A 16,441-nucleotide genomic window follows, 5' to 3' on the forward strand; every position below is an offset into this window, starting at 1 on the left:
GCCACCGACACCGACACCGGGTCCGCCCGGCCGGCCCGCCGGGCGTTCTCGGGCAGGACCCTCGCGTACGCGGCGCTGGCGGTGGGCCTGGTGGCGGGGGCGACCGGGGCGTTCCTGGCCACCGAGCCCGGGGTCGACGTGGACAACCAGGCGTTCGTCGACCCGGCGGTCACCGACGAGGTCCTCACCGCGGCGAGCACCAACGTCCAACGACTGGTCGCGATCGACCACGAGGCGCTGGACGAGTACCACGACTCACTCGGAGAGTTCCTCACCCCGGAGCTCGTGTCCGAGTTGGACCAGAACTGGCCCGCTCTGCGCGACAGCTACGAGCAGTCGGCCACCGCCGTCGAGGCACAGGTCCGTGAGGCCGGTCTGTCCTATCTCGACGGCGACAAGGCCGAGGTGCTCCTGGTGCAGGACGTCTCGATGACCCGCGACGGCATCGCGGCCGGCAGCACCAGCGGCACGTATCTGGTCGGTCTCGACCGGATCGACGGGGTGTGGAAGCTGTCACGGATCCCCGACCTCCCCTCCTGACGGGCGGTCGGGCGGGCCCGGTCGCGGGGCATCTCCGGGCCGGACCGGACGAGATCCTTGACGAACGGCCGTCGACCCGTCACCCTTTAGGGGCGTCGGGCGATCAGATCGCCCGCAGGTGCGACGTCCCGACCGGGGGCCGATGAGGCGAGAGCCACGAGGGCAACCAGCGCAGGGACGGACGGCGCACCCGCCCGCACACAGCCTCCGGGGGCACCCCCGTCGACGGCTGGACTTCCGCGCCGCCATCCGCTAGATTAGGTCGTTGCGCTGGCTGCTATTTGCACTCTCGTCCGTCCGTGATGGCTCGTCCCCGGTCCCACCGGGTGCTCTTCGAGTCCTCGACCGGGTCGGATTCGGGTGGATACCCGTCGGCGGACCGCTCGCAGATACATCTGTGGTCACCGCCCGTGGTGATCACGTGAGGTGCTGGAAGGACCCATCTTGGCAGTCTCCCGCCAGACCAAGTCAGTTTCCACCGTTCCCGGTGCGCCCCGGAGGGTCTCGTTCGCGAAACTCTCCGAGCCGTTGCCGGTCCCGGGACTGCTCGACCTCCAGACGGAGTCGTTCGAGTGGTTCATCGGGTCGGAGGAGTGGCAGCAGAGGGCCGCGTCCCGCGGCGTCACGAACCTCGAGGGAGGCCTGGAGTCGATCCTCAGGGAGATCTCCCCGATCGAGGACTTCTCCGGATCCATGTCGCTCTCGTTCTCCGATTCGTACTTCGAAGAGGTCAAGGCCTCGATGGAGGACTGCCGCGAGAAGGATCGTACGTACGAGGCGCCCCTGTTCGTCACGGCCGAGTTCGAGAACACCGAGACGGGCGAGATCAAGTCGCAGACCGTCTTCATGGGTGACTTCCCGATGATGACGGACAAGGGCACGTTCATCATCAACGGCACCGAGCGCGTCGTCGTCTCGCAGCTCGTCCGCTCGCCCGGCGTGTACTTCGACCGGAGCCGCGACAAGTCGACGGAGCGGGACGTCCACTCCGTGAAGGTCATCCCGTCGCGCGGTGCGTGGCTGGAGTTCGATGTGGACAAGCGCGACACGGTCGGTGTGCGTATCGACCGCAAGCGCCGTCAGTCCGTGACCGTGCTGCTCAAGGCCCTCGGCTGGACCACCACCGAGATCAAGGAGCGCTACGGCTTCTCCGAGATCATGATGTCCACCCTCGAGAAGGACACGGTCGAGGACACGGATCAGGCCCTGCTCGAGATCTACCGCAAGCTGCGTCCGGGCGAGCCGCCGACCCGCGAGTCCGCGGAGGCGCTCCTGGAGAACCTGTTCTTCAAGGAGAAGCGCTACGACCTGGCCCGCGTCGGCCGCTACAAGGTCAACCGCAAGCTCGGTCTGCCGGATCCCGAGGGCGACGACACCACCACGCTCACGCGTGAGGACATCGCCGCCACCATCGAGTACCTCGTACGCCTCCACGCGGGCGAGACCTCGATGCAGGTCCCGGGTGGCCGCGAGGTCCCGGTCGACGTCGACGACATCGACCACTTCGGGAACCGTCGTCTGCGCACCGTCGGCGAGCTCATCCAGAACCAGGTCCGCGTGGGCCTGTCCCGGATGGAGCGCGTGGTCCGTGAGCGGATGACCACGCAGGACTCCGAGGCGATCACCCCGCAGTCGCTGATCAACATCCGGCCCATCACCGCCGCGCTCAAGGAGTTCTTCGGAACCTCCCAGATGTCGCAGTTCATGGACCAGAACAACCCGCTGTCGGGCCTGACCCACAAGAGGCGCCTGTCCGCCCTGGGCCCCGGTGGTCTGTCGCGTGAGCGTGCCGGCCTCGAGGTGCGCGACGTGCACGCCTCGCACTACGGCCGCATGTGCCCGATCGAGACCCCCGAGGGTCCGAACATCGGTCTGATCGGGTCGCTCTCGGTCTACGCCCGGGTCAACCCGTTCGGCTTCATCGAGACCCCGTACCGCCGGGTCGTCGACGGCGCGGTCACCGACCAGGTCGACTACCTCACCGCCGACGAGGAGGACCGCCACGTCGTGGCGCAGGCCAACTCGGAGATCGACGAGAACGGCAGGTTCGTCGAGGACCGCGTCCTCGTGCGCAAGAAGCACGGTGACGTCGAGGTCGTCGCGGGCACGGATGTCGACTACATGGACGTCTCGCCGCGGCAGATGGTCTCCGTGGCCACCGCCATGATCCCGTTCCTCGAGCACGACGACGCCAACCGTGCCCTGATGGGCGCGAACATGCAGCGTCAGTCGGTCCCGCTCGTGCGGTCCGAGTCGCCGCTCGTCGGCACCGGCATGGAGCTGCGCGCGGCCGTGGACGCCGGCGACGTGGTCGTCAACGCCCGTGCGGGCGTGGTGGAGGAGGTCTCGGCCGACTTCATCACCGTCATGGACGACGACGGCGGACGTCAGACCTACCGCCTGGCCAAGTTCGCGCGGTCCAACCAGGGCACGTGCTCCAACCAGAAGCCGATCGTGGACGAGGGCATGCGCGTCGAGGCCGGTCAGGTCCTCGCGGACGGACCCTGCACCGAGAACGGCGAGATGGCGCTCGGCAAGAACCTGCTCGTGGCGATCATGCCGTGGGAGGGCCACAACTACGAGGACGCGATCATCCTCTCGCAGCGACTCGTGGAGGAGGACGTGCTCACGTCCATCCACATCGAGGAGCACGAGATCGACGCCCGCGACACCAAGCTGGGCGCCGAGGAGATCACCCGCGACATCCCCAACGTCTCCGACGAGGTCCTGGCGGACCTGGACGACCGCGGCATCGTGCGCATCGGCGCCGAGGTCCGTGACGGCGACGTGCTGGTCGGCAAGGTCACGCCCAAGGGCGAGACCGAGCTCACCCCCGAGGAGCGCCTGCTGCGCGCGATCTTCGGTGAGAAGGCGCGCGAGGTGCGCGACACCTCGCTCAAGGTGCCCCACGGCGAGTCCGGGAAGGTGATCGGCGTCCGCGTGTTCTCGCGTGACGACGACGACGACCTGCCCCCCGGCGTGAACGAGCTGGTCCGGGTCTACGTGGCGCAGAAGCGCAAGATCCAGGACGGCGACAAGCTCGCCGGCCGCCACGGCAACAAGGGCGTCATCGGCAAGATCCTCCCCGCCGAGGACATGCCGTTCATGCCCGACGGCACGCCCGTGGACATCATCCTCAACACGCACGGCGTCCCGCGTCGTATGAACATCGGTCAGATCATGGAGACCCACCTCGGCTGGTTGGCCAAGGCGGGCTGGGAGGTGCCCCGCGAGGCGGACGGTTCCCTCCCCGAGTGGGCGTCCAAGCTGCCGGAGGAGATCCACAGCGTCGAGGCCGGCACCAACACGGCCACGCCCGTCTTCGACGGCGCGGCGGACACGGAGATCACCGGCCTGCTCGGCTGCACCCTCCCGAACCGCGACGGCGAGCGGATGGTCGAGGCCGACGGCAAGGCGACCCTGATCGACGGTCGGTCGGGTGAGCCCTTCCCGTACCCGGTGTCCGTGGGGTACATGTACATCCTCAAGCTGCACCACCTGGTGGACGACAAGATCCACGCCCGCTCCACGGGTCCGTACTCGATGATCACCCAGCAGCCGCTCGGCGGTAAGGCCCAGTTCGGTGGCCAGCGCTTCGGTGAGATGGAGTGCTGGGCGATGCAGGCCTACGGTGCCGCGTACACGCTCCAGGAGTTGCTCACGATCAAGTCCGACGACGTCGTGGGCCGGGTGAAGGTGTACGAGGCGATCGTCAAGGGGGAGAACATCCCCGAGCCCGGGATCCCGGAGTCGTTCAAGGTCCTGCTCAAGGAGCTGCAGTCGCTGTGCCTCAACGTCGAGGTGCTCTCCAGCGACGGTCAGGCGGTCTCGTTGGGTGAGGGCGCCGAGGACGACGACCTCGACCGCACCGCCGCGAACCTGGGGATCAACCTCTCCCGGGACGAGTCCTCGGCGGCGGACGAGCTGGCGCAGTAGGCGCCTGGGGCGCGCAACCGACGCCCCGCATCCGACAGAGTCAGTATCACCACGGCGGGCCCCGTACCGGCCCCACCCCGCGAGGGGCCCGCCACCATCCCATACGGGAAAGGACGCCTACGTGCAGGACGTCAACTACTTCGACGAGCTGGTCATCAGCCTGGCGACGGCGGAGAACATCCGCAACTGGTCCTACGGCGAGGTCAAGAAGCCGGAGACCATCAACTACCGCACCCTCAAGCCGGAGAAGGAGGGCCTGTTCTGCGAGAAGATCTTCGGCCCCACCCGGGACTGGGAGTGCTACTGCGGCAAGTACAAGCGCGTGCGCTTCAAGGGCATCATCTGTGAGCGCTGTGGCGTCGAGGTCACCCGCGCCAAGGTGCGTCGTGAGCGGATGGGCCACATCGAGCTGGCCGCGCCCGTCACCCACATCTGGTACTTCAAGGGCGTCCCGTCGCGGCTGGGTTACCTCCTGGACCTCGCGCCCAAGGACCTCGACAAGATCATCTACTTCGCGGCCTACGTCATCACCGGCGTGGACTCCGACCTGCGCCACAACGAGCTCAGCACCCTCGAGGCGCAGATCCTCGAGGAGCGCAAGATCATCGAGGACGAGCGGGACTCGGACATCGAGGCACGCGCCAGGAAGCTCGAGGCCGACCTGGCCGAGCTGGAGGCCGAGGGTGCCAAGGCCGACCAGCGCCGCAAGGTCAAGGACGGCGGCGAGAAGGAGATGAAGAAGATCCGCGAGTCGGCCCAGCGTGAGCTGGACCGTCTCGAGGAGATCTGGACCACCTTCACCAAGCTGGAGGTCAACCAGATCATCGTCGACGAGAGCATCTACCGCGAGCTCGAGGACCGCTTCGGCGAGTACTTCGAGGGCGGGATGGGTGCCGAGGCGATCCAGTCGCTGCTGGAGAACTTCGACCTCGAGAGCGAGGCCGAGAGCCTGCGCGACATCATCCGCAACGGCAAGGGCCAGAAGAAGATCCGCGCCCTCAAGCGTCTCAAGGTCGTCTCCGCGTTCCTGCGCTCGGGCAACAACCCGGCCGCGATGGTGCTCGGGGCCGTCCCGGTGATCCCGCCGGAGCTGCGTCCGATGGTCCAGCTCGACGGTGGGCGCTTCGCCACCTCGGACCTCAACGACCTGTACCGCCGCGTGATCAACCGCAACAACCGTCTCAAGCGGCTGATGGATCTCGGTGCCCCCGAGATCATCGTCAACAACGAGAAGCGGATGCTGCAGGAGTCCGTGGACGCGCTGTTCGACAACGGTCGTCGTGGCCGGCCCGTCACGGGGCCGGGCAACCGGCCGCTCAAGTCGCTCTCGGACCTCCTCAAGGGCAAGCAGGGCCGGTTCCGTCAGAACCTGCTCGGCAAGCGCGTCGACTACTCGGGTCGTTCCGTCATCGTCGTGGGTCCGCAGCTCCAGTTGCACCAGTGCGGTCTCCCCAAGCTCATGGCTCTCGAGCTCTTCAAGCCGTTCGTCATGAAGCGGCTGGTGGACCTCAACCACGCCCAGAACATCAAGTCCGCCAAGCGGATGGTCGAGCGTCAGCGCGACCAGGTGTGGGACGTGCTCGAAGAGGTCATCGCCGAGCACCCGGTGATGCTCAACCGTGCGCCCACGCTGCACCGCCTCGGCATCCAGGCGTTCGAGCCGCAGCTCGTCGAGGGCAAGGCCATCCAGCTCCACCCGCTCGTGTGCGAGGCGTTCAACGCCGACTTCGACGGCGACCAGATGGCCGTGCACCTGCCGCTGTCCGCGGAGGCGCAGGCCGAGGCCCGCATCCTCATGCTCGCCTCGAACAACATCCTGTCGCCGGCGTCGGGCCGCCCGCTCGCCATGCCGCGTCTGGACATGGTGACGGGTCTGTACTACCTGACCCGGCTCGACGAGGGGGCCACGGGCGCCTATGTCCCGGCCACGCAGGACGCCCCGGCGACCGGCGTGTACTCGACCCCGGCGGAGGCCATCATGGCCGTCGACCTGGGGGTGCTGGACATCCACGCGCCGATCCGGGTGCGGATGACGCACCAGCGGCCCCCCGCCCAGATCGAGGCCGAGCTGTTCCCCGAGGGGTGGAGCCAGGGCCAGGAGTGGATGGCCGAGACCACGCTGGGTCGCGTGATGTTCAACGAGCTGCTCCCGGCGGACTACCCGTTCGTCAACGAGCAGATGCCGAAGAAGCGTCAGGCCGTGATCATCAACGACCTCGCCGAGCGGTACCCGATGATCGTCGTCGCGCAGACGGTGGACAAGCTCAAGGACACCGGTTTCTACTGGGCCACCCGCTCGGGCGTCACCATCGCGATGTCCGACGTGCTGGTCCCGCCGGCCAAGAAGGAGATCCTCGCCTCGTACGACGCCAAGGCGGCTCGCCTCGAGTCGCAGTTCGGCCTGGGCAAGATCACCGACGAGGAGCGCAAGAGCGACCTGGTCAAGCTCTGGCAGGAGGCCACCGACGAGATCGGTCAGGCCATGGAGGCCAACTACCCGGACTCCAACCCCATCCCGACGATCGTCAAGTCGGGCGCGGCGGGCAACATGACCCAGATCCGCTCGCTCGCGGGCATGAAGGGCCTGGTGACGCGTCCGAACGGCGAGTTCATCCCGCAGCCCATCAAGTCCTCGTTCCGCGAGGGTCTGACCGTGCTCGAGTACTTCATGAACACGCACGGCGCGCGCAAGGGTCTGGCCGACACGGCGCTCCGTACGGCCGACTCGGGCTACCTCACGCGTCGTCTCGTCGATGTCTCGCAGGACGTCATCGTCCGCGAGACGGACTGTGGGACGAGCAAGGGCATCGAGACCGTCATCGCCCGCCGTGAGGTGGACGCGCACGGGGTCGAGACCGGTGCCCTCTCGCGGGACGAGCACGTCGAGACCTCGACGTTCGCCCGCACGCTCGCGGAGGACGCGGTCGACGCCTCCGGGTCGGTCATCGTGGCCGCCGGCACCGACCTCGGCGACCCGACCATCGAGGCGCTCATCGCCGCCGGAGTGGAGAAGGTCAAGGTCCGCTCGGTCCTCACCTGCACCACGGGTACGGGTGTCTGCGCCACCTGCTACGGACGGTCCATGGCGACCGGTCTGTTGGTCGACATCGGTGAGGCCGTCGGCATCGTCGCCGCCCAGTCCATCGGTGAGCCGGGCACGCAGCTGACCATGCGCACGTTCCACCAGGGTGGCGTCGGTGACGACATCACCGGCGGTCTGCCGCGTGTGCAGGAGCTCTTCGAGGCCCGCGTGCCCAAGGGCAAGGCCCCGATCGCCGAGGAGGCGGGCCGTATCCGCCTCGAGGAGGAGGAGCGCTTCTACACCATCACGATCGTGCCGGACAACGGCGCGGACGAGATCGTGTACGAGAAGCTGTCCAAGCGTCAGGGACTCGCGCACATCGTCCTCGACGACGGGTCCTCCCGCCCGATCGTCGACGGTGACCACCTCGACCGCGGGCAGCCGCTGCTCGAGGGCCCGGCCGACCCGCACGAGGTGCTGGCCATCCTGGGCCCGAACGGTGTCCAGAAGTTCCTCGTCGACGAGGTGCAGAAGGTCTACCGCGCGCAGGGCGTGTCGATCCACGACAAGCACCTCGAGGTGATCGTCCGCCAGATGATGCGTCGGGTCGCGATCAACGAGTCCAACAGCACCGAGTTCCTGCCCGGTGCCCTGGTCGAGCGCGCCGAGCTCACCGCGGAGAACCGGCGCGTCCTCACCGAGGGCGGCTCGCCGGCCTCGGCGCGCCCGGTCCTCATGGGTATCACCAAGGCCTCGCTCGCCACGGACTCGTGGCTGTCGGCGGCCTCCTTCCAGGAGACCACCCGCGTGCTCACCGACGCCGCCATCAACCGGCGTTCGGACAAGCTCGTGGGCCTCAAGGAGAACGTCATCATCGGTAAGCTCATCCCGGCGGGTACCGGCATCAACCGGTACCGGAACTCGACGGTCGAGCCCACCGAGGAGGCCCGCGCGGCGGCCTACTCCATCCCGGATTACGGCGATGGGTTCTACGGTCCCGAGGACGGATTCGGCGACGCCACCGGCGCGTCGGTCCGCCTGGACGACCTGGGGTACTGAGCCGACCCCACCGGCGGCCATCGGCCGGCACGCACCACCACCGGACCCCCGGACGCCCCGAGCGCCCGGGGGTCCGGTGCGTCGGCCCCGGCCGTGTCGTCGCTGGCCGCGAACGTGTTCTAGACTTGCTCGATGTGCCCTGAGCCGCCGCGGTCCTCGCGGCGTACCGGGGCCGGATGACCGGAAGGGGAGCGATAGACCGTGCGCATCGCACTGCTCTCGTACAGGAGCAAGCCACACGGCGGCGGGCAGGGCGTCTACGTCCGGCACCTCAGTCGCGAGTTGGCCGCACTGGGTCACACCGTCGAGGTGTTCTCCGGACAGCCGTACCCCGAGCTCGACCCGGGGCCGACGCTCACCAGGGTGCCGAGCCTGGACCTGTACAACGACGCCGATCCGTTCCGCACGCCGCACCCCCGGGAGATCCGCGACCTGATCGACCTCCTCGAGGTGGTGACGATGTGGACCGCCGGGTTCCCGGAGCCGCGCACGTTCAGTCTCCGTGCGGCCCGTGCCCTCACACCGCGGCTCGCCGACTTCGACGTGGTGCACGACAACCAGTGCCTGGGAAGTGGACTGTTGGCGCTCGAGGAGGCCGGGTTCCCGGTCGTCGCCACGGTGCACCACCCCATCACCCGGGATCGCGACCTCGCCATGAAGGAGGCTCCCTGGCGCAAGAAGATCACCACCTGGCGCTGGTTCGGCTTCCTCGGCATGCAGATCCGCGTGTCCCGGAAGCTCGAGGAGATCATCACCGTCTCCAGCAACTCCGCCGAGGACATCGCGTCCGACTTCGGTGTGGACCCCGACCGGATCGTGACCATCCCACTTGGGGTCGACACCGACCGTTTCCACGATCGACGAGACCGCGAGCCCGGCCGGCTGGTGTGCGTGGCCAGCGCCGATCAGCCGCTCAAGGGTGTGCCGATCCTGCTGCGCGCGCTCGCGAAGGTCCGGCGGGACCATCCGGGGGTGAGGCTGACACTCGTCTCCAAGCTCAAGCGCAAGGGGGAGGCCGCCAGGCTGCTGGACTCGCTGGGGCTCCGCGACGCGGTCGACCTGGTGTCGGGGGTCGACGACGACGAGCTGGCCGAGCTCGTGGGCACGGCGGAGATCTCGGTCGTTCCGAGCATGTACGAGGGCTTCTCGCTGCCCGCGGTCGAGGCCATGTCGAGCGGCTGTGCGTTGATCGCCAGCCGCGCGGGCGCTCTCCCGGAGGTCGTCGGCACCGACGACATCGCCGCCCGGCTCGTCGAGCCCGGCGACGTCGACGGGCTCGCCCGCGAGATCAGCGCGTTGTTGTCCGATCCGATCGAGCGACGACGCCTGTCGCGCGGCGGGCGGCAGCGGGTGATGGAGCGGTACAGCTGGGCCGCCGTGGCACGGCGGACCGTCGAGGTCTACGAGACGGCGATCGCCAGGGTCCGGGGCGAGACGCTCCCGGACCTCACCGCCGGACCGGTCATCGGGCCGGACCAGGCAGAGCTAGACGAGCACGTCACCGACGACGTGTCCGAGGTGCTCCCGGATCCCGGGGAGTACGACATCCGTGAGCAGGAGGACGCCGCATGTTGACCGCAGACTTCGACCGTCTGGGGGTCACCCCCGGCATGCGAGCCATCGACGTGGGGGCCGGCCTCGGACGGCACACCTTCGAGCTGTACCGCCGCGGAGCCGACGTCACGGCCTTCGACCAGAACGCCGACGAGATGCGTCAGGTGACCGAGATGCTCGCCGCGATGGAGGCCGAGGGAGAGGGGCTGCCCACCTCCAAGGGGGAGGCCGTCACCGGTGACGCGCTGGACATGCCCTACGAGGACGACACCTTCGACCTGGTGCTCATCTCCGAGGTTCTCGAGCACGTCCCGGAGGACACCCGGGCGATCGCCGAGTTGGTGCGGATCCTCAAGCCGGGTGGGGTCGCCGCGGTGACCGTGCCGCGCGAGTGGCCGGAGAAGCTCTGCTGGAAGCTCTCGGACGCCTACCACTCGAACCCGGGCGGACACTGCCGCATCTACACCGCCGAGGAGTTGGGCTACAAGCTGCGCGCCGCGGGCCTGGAGGTCACCGGCACCGGCTTCGCGCACGCGCTGCACGCCCCCTACTGGTGGCTCAAGTGCGCGGTGGGCACGGAGAACGACGACCACCCGCTGCCCAAGGCCTACCACAAGCTCCTGGTGTGGGACCTGATGAAGGGGCCCTGGCTCACCCGGACCGCCGAGAAGGTCCTGAACCCGGTGATGGGCAAATCCATCGTGTTCTACCTCCGCAAGCCCGCGGAGGCCTGATCGTCAGTGCTCACCTCCGACACCGCAGTAGACCGGTCCCGTCCCGTCCCCAGCGTCCCGGGGGTGCTCGACGCCGACGCGGCGCGGGCCACCGGCGAGTGGATCGCCTCCGTGCAGCGTCCGAACGGGGAGATCCCGTGGTTCACCGGCGGGCACACCGACCCGTGGGACCACGTGGAGTCCGCCATGGGGCTGTCCGTGGCCGGGCAGTGGGAGGCCGCCGAGAGGGCCTACGGCTTCCTCCGGGACACCCAGCGCGGCGACGGCTCGTGGCCGGTGCGGTGGCAGGACGGGGTCGTCGTCGACGCGGACACGGACTCCAACTTCTGCGCCTACGTCGCTGTCGGTGTATGGCACCACCACCTGGTCACGGCCCGGCAGGGATTCCTGGAGTCGATGTGGCCGACGGTGCGCAGGGCGCTGGACCTGGTGCTGACCTTCCAGGGCCCGGAGGGGCAGATGTGGTGGGGCGCCGGGGACGAGGGCTTCTGCGAGGAGGCCCTCATCACGGGGTCCTCGAGTGTCCACCACGCCCTGCGGTGTGGCGTCGCGATCGCCGAGGAACTCGGTGAGACGGCCCCGGACTGGGACGCCGCCGCCGACTCCCTCGGGCACGCCCTGCGGGCGCACCCCGAACTGTTCACCCCCAAGGCCGAGTTCTCCATGGACTGGTACTACCCGGTGCTCGGCGGGGTGATGGTGGGTGAGCAGGCGCAGCAGCGGTTGGATGCCCACTGGGACCGGTTCGTCGTCGACGGGCTGGGCATCCGGTGCGTGGACCACCGTCCGTGGGTCACCGGCGCCGAGACGTGCGAACTCGTGCTCGCCCTCGAGGCGGCGGGCCGGCACGACCAGGCCCTCGAGCAGTTCACCAACATGCAGCACCTGCGGGACTCAGACGGCTCCTACTGGACCGGGCTGGTGTTCGCGGACGGCAAGCGCTGGCCCGTGGAGCTGAGCACGTGGACGGGGGCGGTGGTGCTGCTCGCGGCGGACGCGCTGTCGCGCACCACGCCGGGCAATGAGATCTTCCGCTACGTCTCCGACCACACCATGCAGCGGTTGCAGAGCGCCCCGGGCGATCCGGCCGACTGCGCCCCGGGCGAGGAGTGCCCGCCGATCCCGGCCGCGGTGCGCTAGTCTGACGGAAACCGCCGCTGGACACCTGTCTGGTCAGGTGTCGGTCGGCGATCCCGACGGCACGAGGAGCGCCCATGCAATTCGGACTCACCCTGTTCACGAGTGATCGGGGGATCCGGCCGACGGTGGCCGCGGTGGCCGCGGAGAAGGCGGGGTTCTCGGCGTTCTACGTCCCCGAGCACACCCACATCCCGATCCGGCGCGAGGCCGCGCACCCGGGAACCGGCGGGGCCGAGCTGCCCGACGAGCGCTACAGCCGCACACTGGATCCGTGGGTCACGCTCGCCGCGGTGTCCTCGGTCACCTCGACGATCCGCCTCGGCACCGCCGTCGCGATCCCGGTCGAGAGCGACCCCATCACCCTGGCCAAGACCATCGCCTCGGTCGACCACCTCTCGGGCGGGCGCACGGTGCTCGGGGTGGGGTACGGCTGGAACCTCGACGAAATGGCGGATCACAACGTCCCACCCGCGTTGCGGCGCACCATGCTGCGCGAGTACCTCGAGGCGATGCGCGAGTTGTGGACCCGGGAGGAGGCCGAGTACCACGGCCGGTTCGTGGACTTCGGCCTCAGCTGGGCCTGGCCCAAGACCGTCCAGGAGGGCGGCCCCCGGACGCTCGTCGGTGCGGCGGGAAACGAGAAGAACTTCAAGTGGATCTGCCGCAGTGCCGACGGGTGGATGACCACCCCGATCTCCCAGGACATCGCGGGGAGCGTCCGGCAGCTGCGGGAGCTGTGGGCGCAGGCCGGCCGGGACGGGGAGCCGTACATCGTGGTACTCGACGGCAAGCCGGTCCCCGAGAAGATCGAGATGTACCGCGAGTTGGGCGTGCACGAGCTCGTCTACGGGACCCCGGACAAGTCCGAGGAGGAGGTGCTGGCCTACATCGATCGTCTGGCCGGCAAACTCGGACTCGTCGTCGGCGCCTGACCGAACGGGGCCCGATTCACCGATTCACCGGGTCCCGCGCCCGGGTCCCTCACGGCGGACCCGCCGCGCCGGTACCGTCGGCGGTATGACCTCCGCCTCGGCCTCCGACACCCCCGTCGTCGTCATCACCGGAGCCGGGGGTGGTCTCGGTGCCGCCACGGCCGCGCTCTACGCCGCCCGCGGGTGGCACGTGGTCGCGGCCGATCTCACCCCGCCGGCCGGGGGCGAGGGGCTCACCCCCGTGGCGGTCGACGTCACCGATCCCGTGTCCCTGCGGGCGCTCGCGGACCGCGTCCGCGCCGACCACGGCCGGCTGGACGCGCTGATCACCTTCGCCGGGGTTCTGGGCATCGGACCGCTCGCCGAGACGGACCCCGACAGGGTGCAGCAGGTGCTCGACGTCAACGTGATGGGGACCGTCCGGACGGTGCACGCGATGTTCGACCTGCTCCGCGTCACCGGCGGCCGGGTGGTCCTCATCAGTTCGGAGACCGGGCCGCAACACGGGATGCCGATGAACGGCGCCTACGCCATGAGCAAGCACGCGATCGAGGCCTACGGGGACTCCCTCCGGCGCGAGCTCATGTTCCTCGGCCTCGACGTGGTGCTCGTGCAACCGGGCCCGTTCCGCACGGGCATGACCGCCTCCATCCGGCGCCGCTTCCAGGAGTCGACGCTCCCGGGTTCGCCCTTCGCCGCCATGGCCGCCGTGATAGGGGAGATGGCGGCCGGCGAGGACGACAAGGCCGCCGATCCCCGGCTCCTGGCGGAAGCGGTGTGGACCGCGGGCACGACCGCCCGGCCCCGCCACCGGTACGCCGTGCGATGGGATCTCGGCCGCAGGCTCCTCGACCTCCTCCCCGTCCCGGTCGTGGACAGGGCACTCAGAGCGGCGCTGAGGGGCAGGATCGACGCCGCCAGGCTCGAGATGGGGCGAGAGGCATCCGACGGCCCCAGCGTGGCCGACGCGGAGGTGCGGTCGTGAGCAACCTCGACGCCCGTCCGGAGGAGATCGACTGCGAGGCGGGGGGAGCACCCGGCGGACCCGAACCGGGCGGTGCCGCGGTGGAGATCATCACCTCCCGTGACGTGCCCCTCGGCGGACCGCGCGCGATGACGGTCAGGCGGACCCTGCCGCAACGTCAGCGCTCTCTGATCGGAGCCTGGTGCTTCGTCGACCACTACGGTCCGGACGACGTGTCGGCCACCGGCGGTATGGACGTGCCCTCCCACCCACACACCGGACTCCAGACCGTCAGCTGGCTGTTCGAGGGCAATGTGACCCACCACGACTCCGGTGACAACCACGCGGTGGTCCGGCCCGGCGAGGTCAACCTCATGACCTCCGGAGCGGGGATCTGCCACACCGAGGTCTCGACCCAGGACACGGGCGTTCTGCACGGCGTGCAGCTGTGGACGGTGCTGCCCGAGAGGGACCGCGAGACCAGCGGCCGGGCGTTCGAGCACCACGTTCCCGAGAGGGTGGAGTACGAGGGCGGATCGGCGTTGGTCTTCATCGGGTCGTTGCTGGGCTCGTCGTCGCCCGTCGCGACCTTCACCCCGCTCCTGGGCGCGGAGCTCCGACTGGACCCCGGAGCCCGGCTCACCCTCGATGTCGACCCGGAGTTCGAACACGGGCTCCTGGTGGACACCGGCGACATCACGCTCGAGGGTGTGACAGTCCACGCCGCGCAACTGGGTTACACGGGGGTCGGCGAGGCCACCCTGACGATCGACAACACCGGATCCACCCCGGCGCGCATGATCCTCATCGGTGGCACCCCGTTCGGCGAGGAGATCGTCATGTGGTGGAACTTCATCGGCCGCAGCCACGACGAGATCGTGCGCTACCGGCAGGAGTGGGAGGACGGGTCGGATCGCTTCGGGCGGGTCGACGGGTATATCGGGCGCAACCCCGACGGGCTCACCCGCCTCCCCGCGCCCACGCTGCCCGGCAGCGTGCTCACGCCGAGGGCGAACCCGGCGGCGCGGGCACGGACCGGGAAGGACGCCTGATCATGGGTGTCCCGCAGCTGGACCGCGCCCAGCGTGAGGTCTACAAGCAGCTCGTCCGCACCGCGGTCGCCTCCCGGGAGGCGTCGACCGGGGCGGGCCTGGAGGAGGCGCTGATCGAGTTGGTCAACGTCAGGGTCTCCCAGCTCAACGGGTGCGCTGCCTGTCTGGCCACGCACGTCCCGGCCGCGCGGAAGGCGGGGGTGTCGCAGGATCGCCTCGACCTGTTGCCGGCATGGCGGGACATCGACGATTTCGGTGCCCCCGAACGCGCCGCGCTCCGCCTGGCCGAGACCCTCACGCGGTTGGACGGGGTGACCGAGCGCGAGGAGGCCACGGCCGCCGCCGCCGAGCACTTCGACGACGACCAGCTCTCGGCGCTGGAGTGGTCGATCGTCCTGATCAACGCGTTCAACAGGGTGTCGATCGCGAGCGACCACCGGGTGCCGATCGAGGACTGAATCCCGACCTCGACACCCTGTCGCACCCCATCCCCGCCGACCCAGGCCCGGCTCGGGTCGGGGCACGGGGCCGCGAGGAGGACTACCGTGGGCCCCGTGAGCGACAAGCCGGACGTCCAGACCCTCGGCGACCTGCGCGCCGCGGGGTACACCAGCCGCAGCCTGCGCGAGGAGATGCGCGAGAACCTCCTCGCCGGACTGGCCGCGGGCCGCGATCCCTGGCCGGGGATGCACGGTTTCGACACGACGGTCATCCCGCAACTCGAGAGGGCGGTCATCGCCGGTCACGACATCGTCCTGCTGGGCGAGCGCGGGCAGGGCAAGACACGCCTGCTGCGCACCCTGGTGGGCCTGCTCGACGAGTGGTCGCCCGTCGTCGCGGGATCCGAGCTGGGGGAGGACCCACTCGCCCCGATCACCTCGGCGACGCGGGAGCGGATCGCCCGCGAGGGGGACTCACTGGCGATCGACTGGCGGCACCGGACCGAGCGCTACGTCGAGAAGCTCTCGACCCCGGACACCTCCGTGGCGGACATGATCGGCGACGTCGACCCGATGCGGGTGGCGGAGGGACGGCGCCTCGGCGACCCGGAGACGATCCACTACGGTCTGGTACCCCGCGCGAACCGCGGGATCGTGGCGCTCAACGAACTCCCCGACCTGGCCGAGCGCATCCAGGTGGCGCTGCTCAACGTCATGGAGGAGCGGGACGTCCAGATCCGCGGGTACGTACTGCGTCTTCCCCTCGACGTCCTGGTGGTGGCCTCGGCGAACCCGGAGGACTACACCAACCGCGGACGCATCATCACCCCGCTCAAGGATCGGTTCGGCGCCGAGATCCGCACGCACTACCCGCTGGACCTGTCCGACGAGATCGAGGTCGTGCGCCAGGAGGCGGAGCTCACCGCGGAGGTTCCGGACGCCGTGATGGAACTGCTCGCCCGGTTCACGCGCGAACTGCGGACCTCGGAGTCGGTCAACCAGTCCTCCGGCGTGTCCGCGCGCTTCGCGATCGCCGGCGCCGAGACCGTCGCGGCCGCGGCCAGGCGG

11 protein-coding genes are annotated in these 16,441 nt (G+C 69.4%); all 11 read left to right on the plus strand.

The window, feature by feature from the left end; all coding sequences use genetic code 11:
- Positions 1–540, plus strand: a 540-nt coding sequence (locus IY392_RS02150) for a hypothetical protein (RefSeq protein ID WP_194860392.1), incomplete at its 5' end; no start/stop codon positions are given.
- Positions 541–966: 426 nt separating this feature from the next.
- Entirely contained in the window at positions 967–4,476 is a 3,510-nt protein-coding gene (locus IY392_RS02155) for a DNA-directed RNA polymerase subunit beta (protein ID WP_194860393.1), read from the plus strand.
- A 121-nt stretch (positions 4,477–4,597) separates the two neighbouring features.
- Positions 4,598–8,557, plus strand: coding sequence for a DNA-directed RNA polymerase subunit beta' (locus IY392_RS02160; RefSeq protein WP_194860394.1), 3,960 nt, complete (start codon positions 4,598–4,600; stop codon positions 8,555–8,557).
- Between the two features lie 201 nt (positions 8,558–8,758).
- Entirely contained in the window at positions 8,759–10,132 is a 1,374-nt protein-coding gene (locus IY392_RS02165) for a glycosyltransferase family 4 protein (RefSeq protein WP_107757097.1), read from the plus strand.
- A complete protein-coding gene (locus tag IY392_RS02170) occupies positions 10,126–10,845 on the plus strand; it encodes a class I SAM-dependent methyltransferase (RefSeq protein ID WP_194860395.1) in 720 nt (239 codons plus the stop codon). Before IY392_RS02165 ends, IY392_RS02170 begins: the two co-directional genes overlap by 7 nt.
- A 6-nt stretch (positions 10,846–10,851) precedes the next feature.
- On the plus strand, positions 10,852–11,985 hold the full coding sequence (locus IY392_RS02175; RefSeq protein WP_107757095.1) for a prenyltransferase: 1,134 nt from the start codon (positions 10,852–10,854) through the stop codon (positions 11,983–11,985).
- Between the two features lie 74 nt (positions 11,986–12,059).
- On the plus strand, positions 12,060–12,917 hold the full coding sequence (locus IY392_RS02180) for an LLM class F420-dependent oxidoreductase (protein WP_107757094.1): 858 nt from the start codon (positions 12,060–12,062) through the stop codon (positions 12,915–12,917).
- An 85-nt stretch (positions 12,918–13,002) separates the two neighbouring features.
- Positions 13,003–13,902: an SDR family NAD(P)-dependent oxidoreductase gene (locus IY392_RS02185; RefSeq protein WP_107757093.1), complete on the plus strand. Its 900-nt coding sequence runs from the start codon at positions 13,003–13,005 to the stop codon at positions 13,900–13,902.
- A complete protein-coding gene (locus tag IY392_RS02190; protein WP_194860396.1) occupies positions 13,899–14,933 on the plus strand; it encodes a pirin family protein in 1,035 nt (344 codons plus the stop codon). Before IY392_RS02185 ends, IY392_RS02190 begins: the two co-directional genes overlap by 4 nt.
- Before the next feature lie 2 nt (positions 14,934–14,935).
- Entirely contained in the window at positions 14,936–15,391 is a 456-nt protein-coding gene (locus IY392_RS02195) for a carboxymuconolactone decarboxylase family protein (RefSeq protein ID WP_017838150.1), read from the plus strand.
- An 87-nt stretch (positions 15,392–15,478) separates the two neighbouring features.
- Positions 15,479–16,441, plus strand: a 963-nt coding sequence (locus IY392_RS02200; RefSeq protein WP_375292880.1) for a sigma 54-interacting transcriptional regulator, incomplete at its 3' end; no start/stop codon positions are given.

The organism is Dietzia sp. SYD-A1 (genome assembly GCF_015356725.1).
Classification (GTDB): Bacteria; Actinomycetota; Actinomycetes; order Mycobacteriales; family Mycobacteriaceae; genus Dietzia.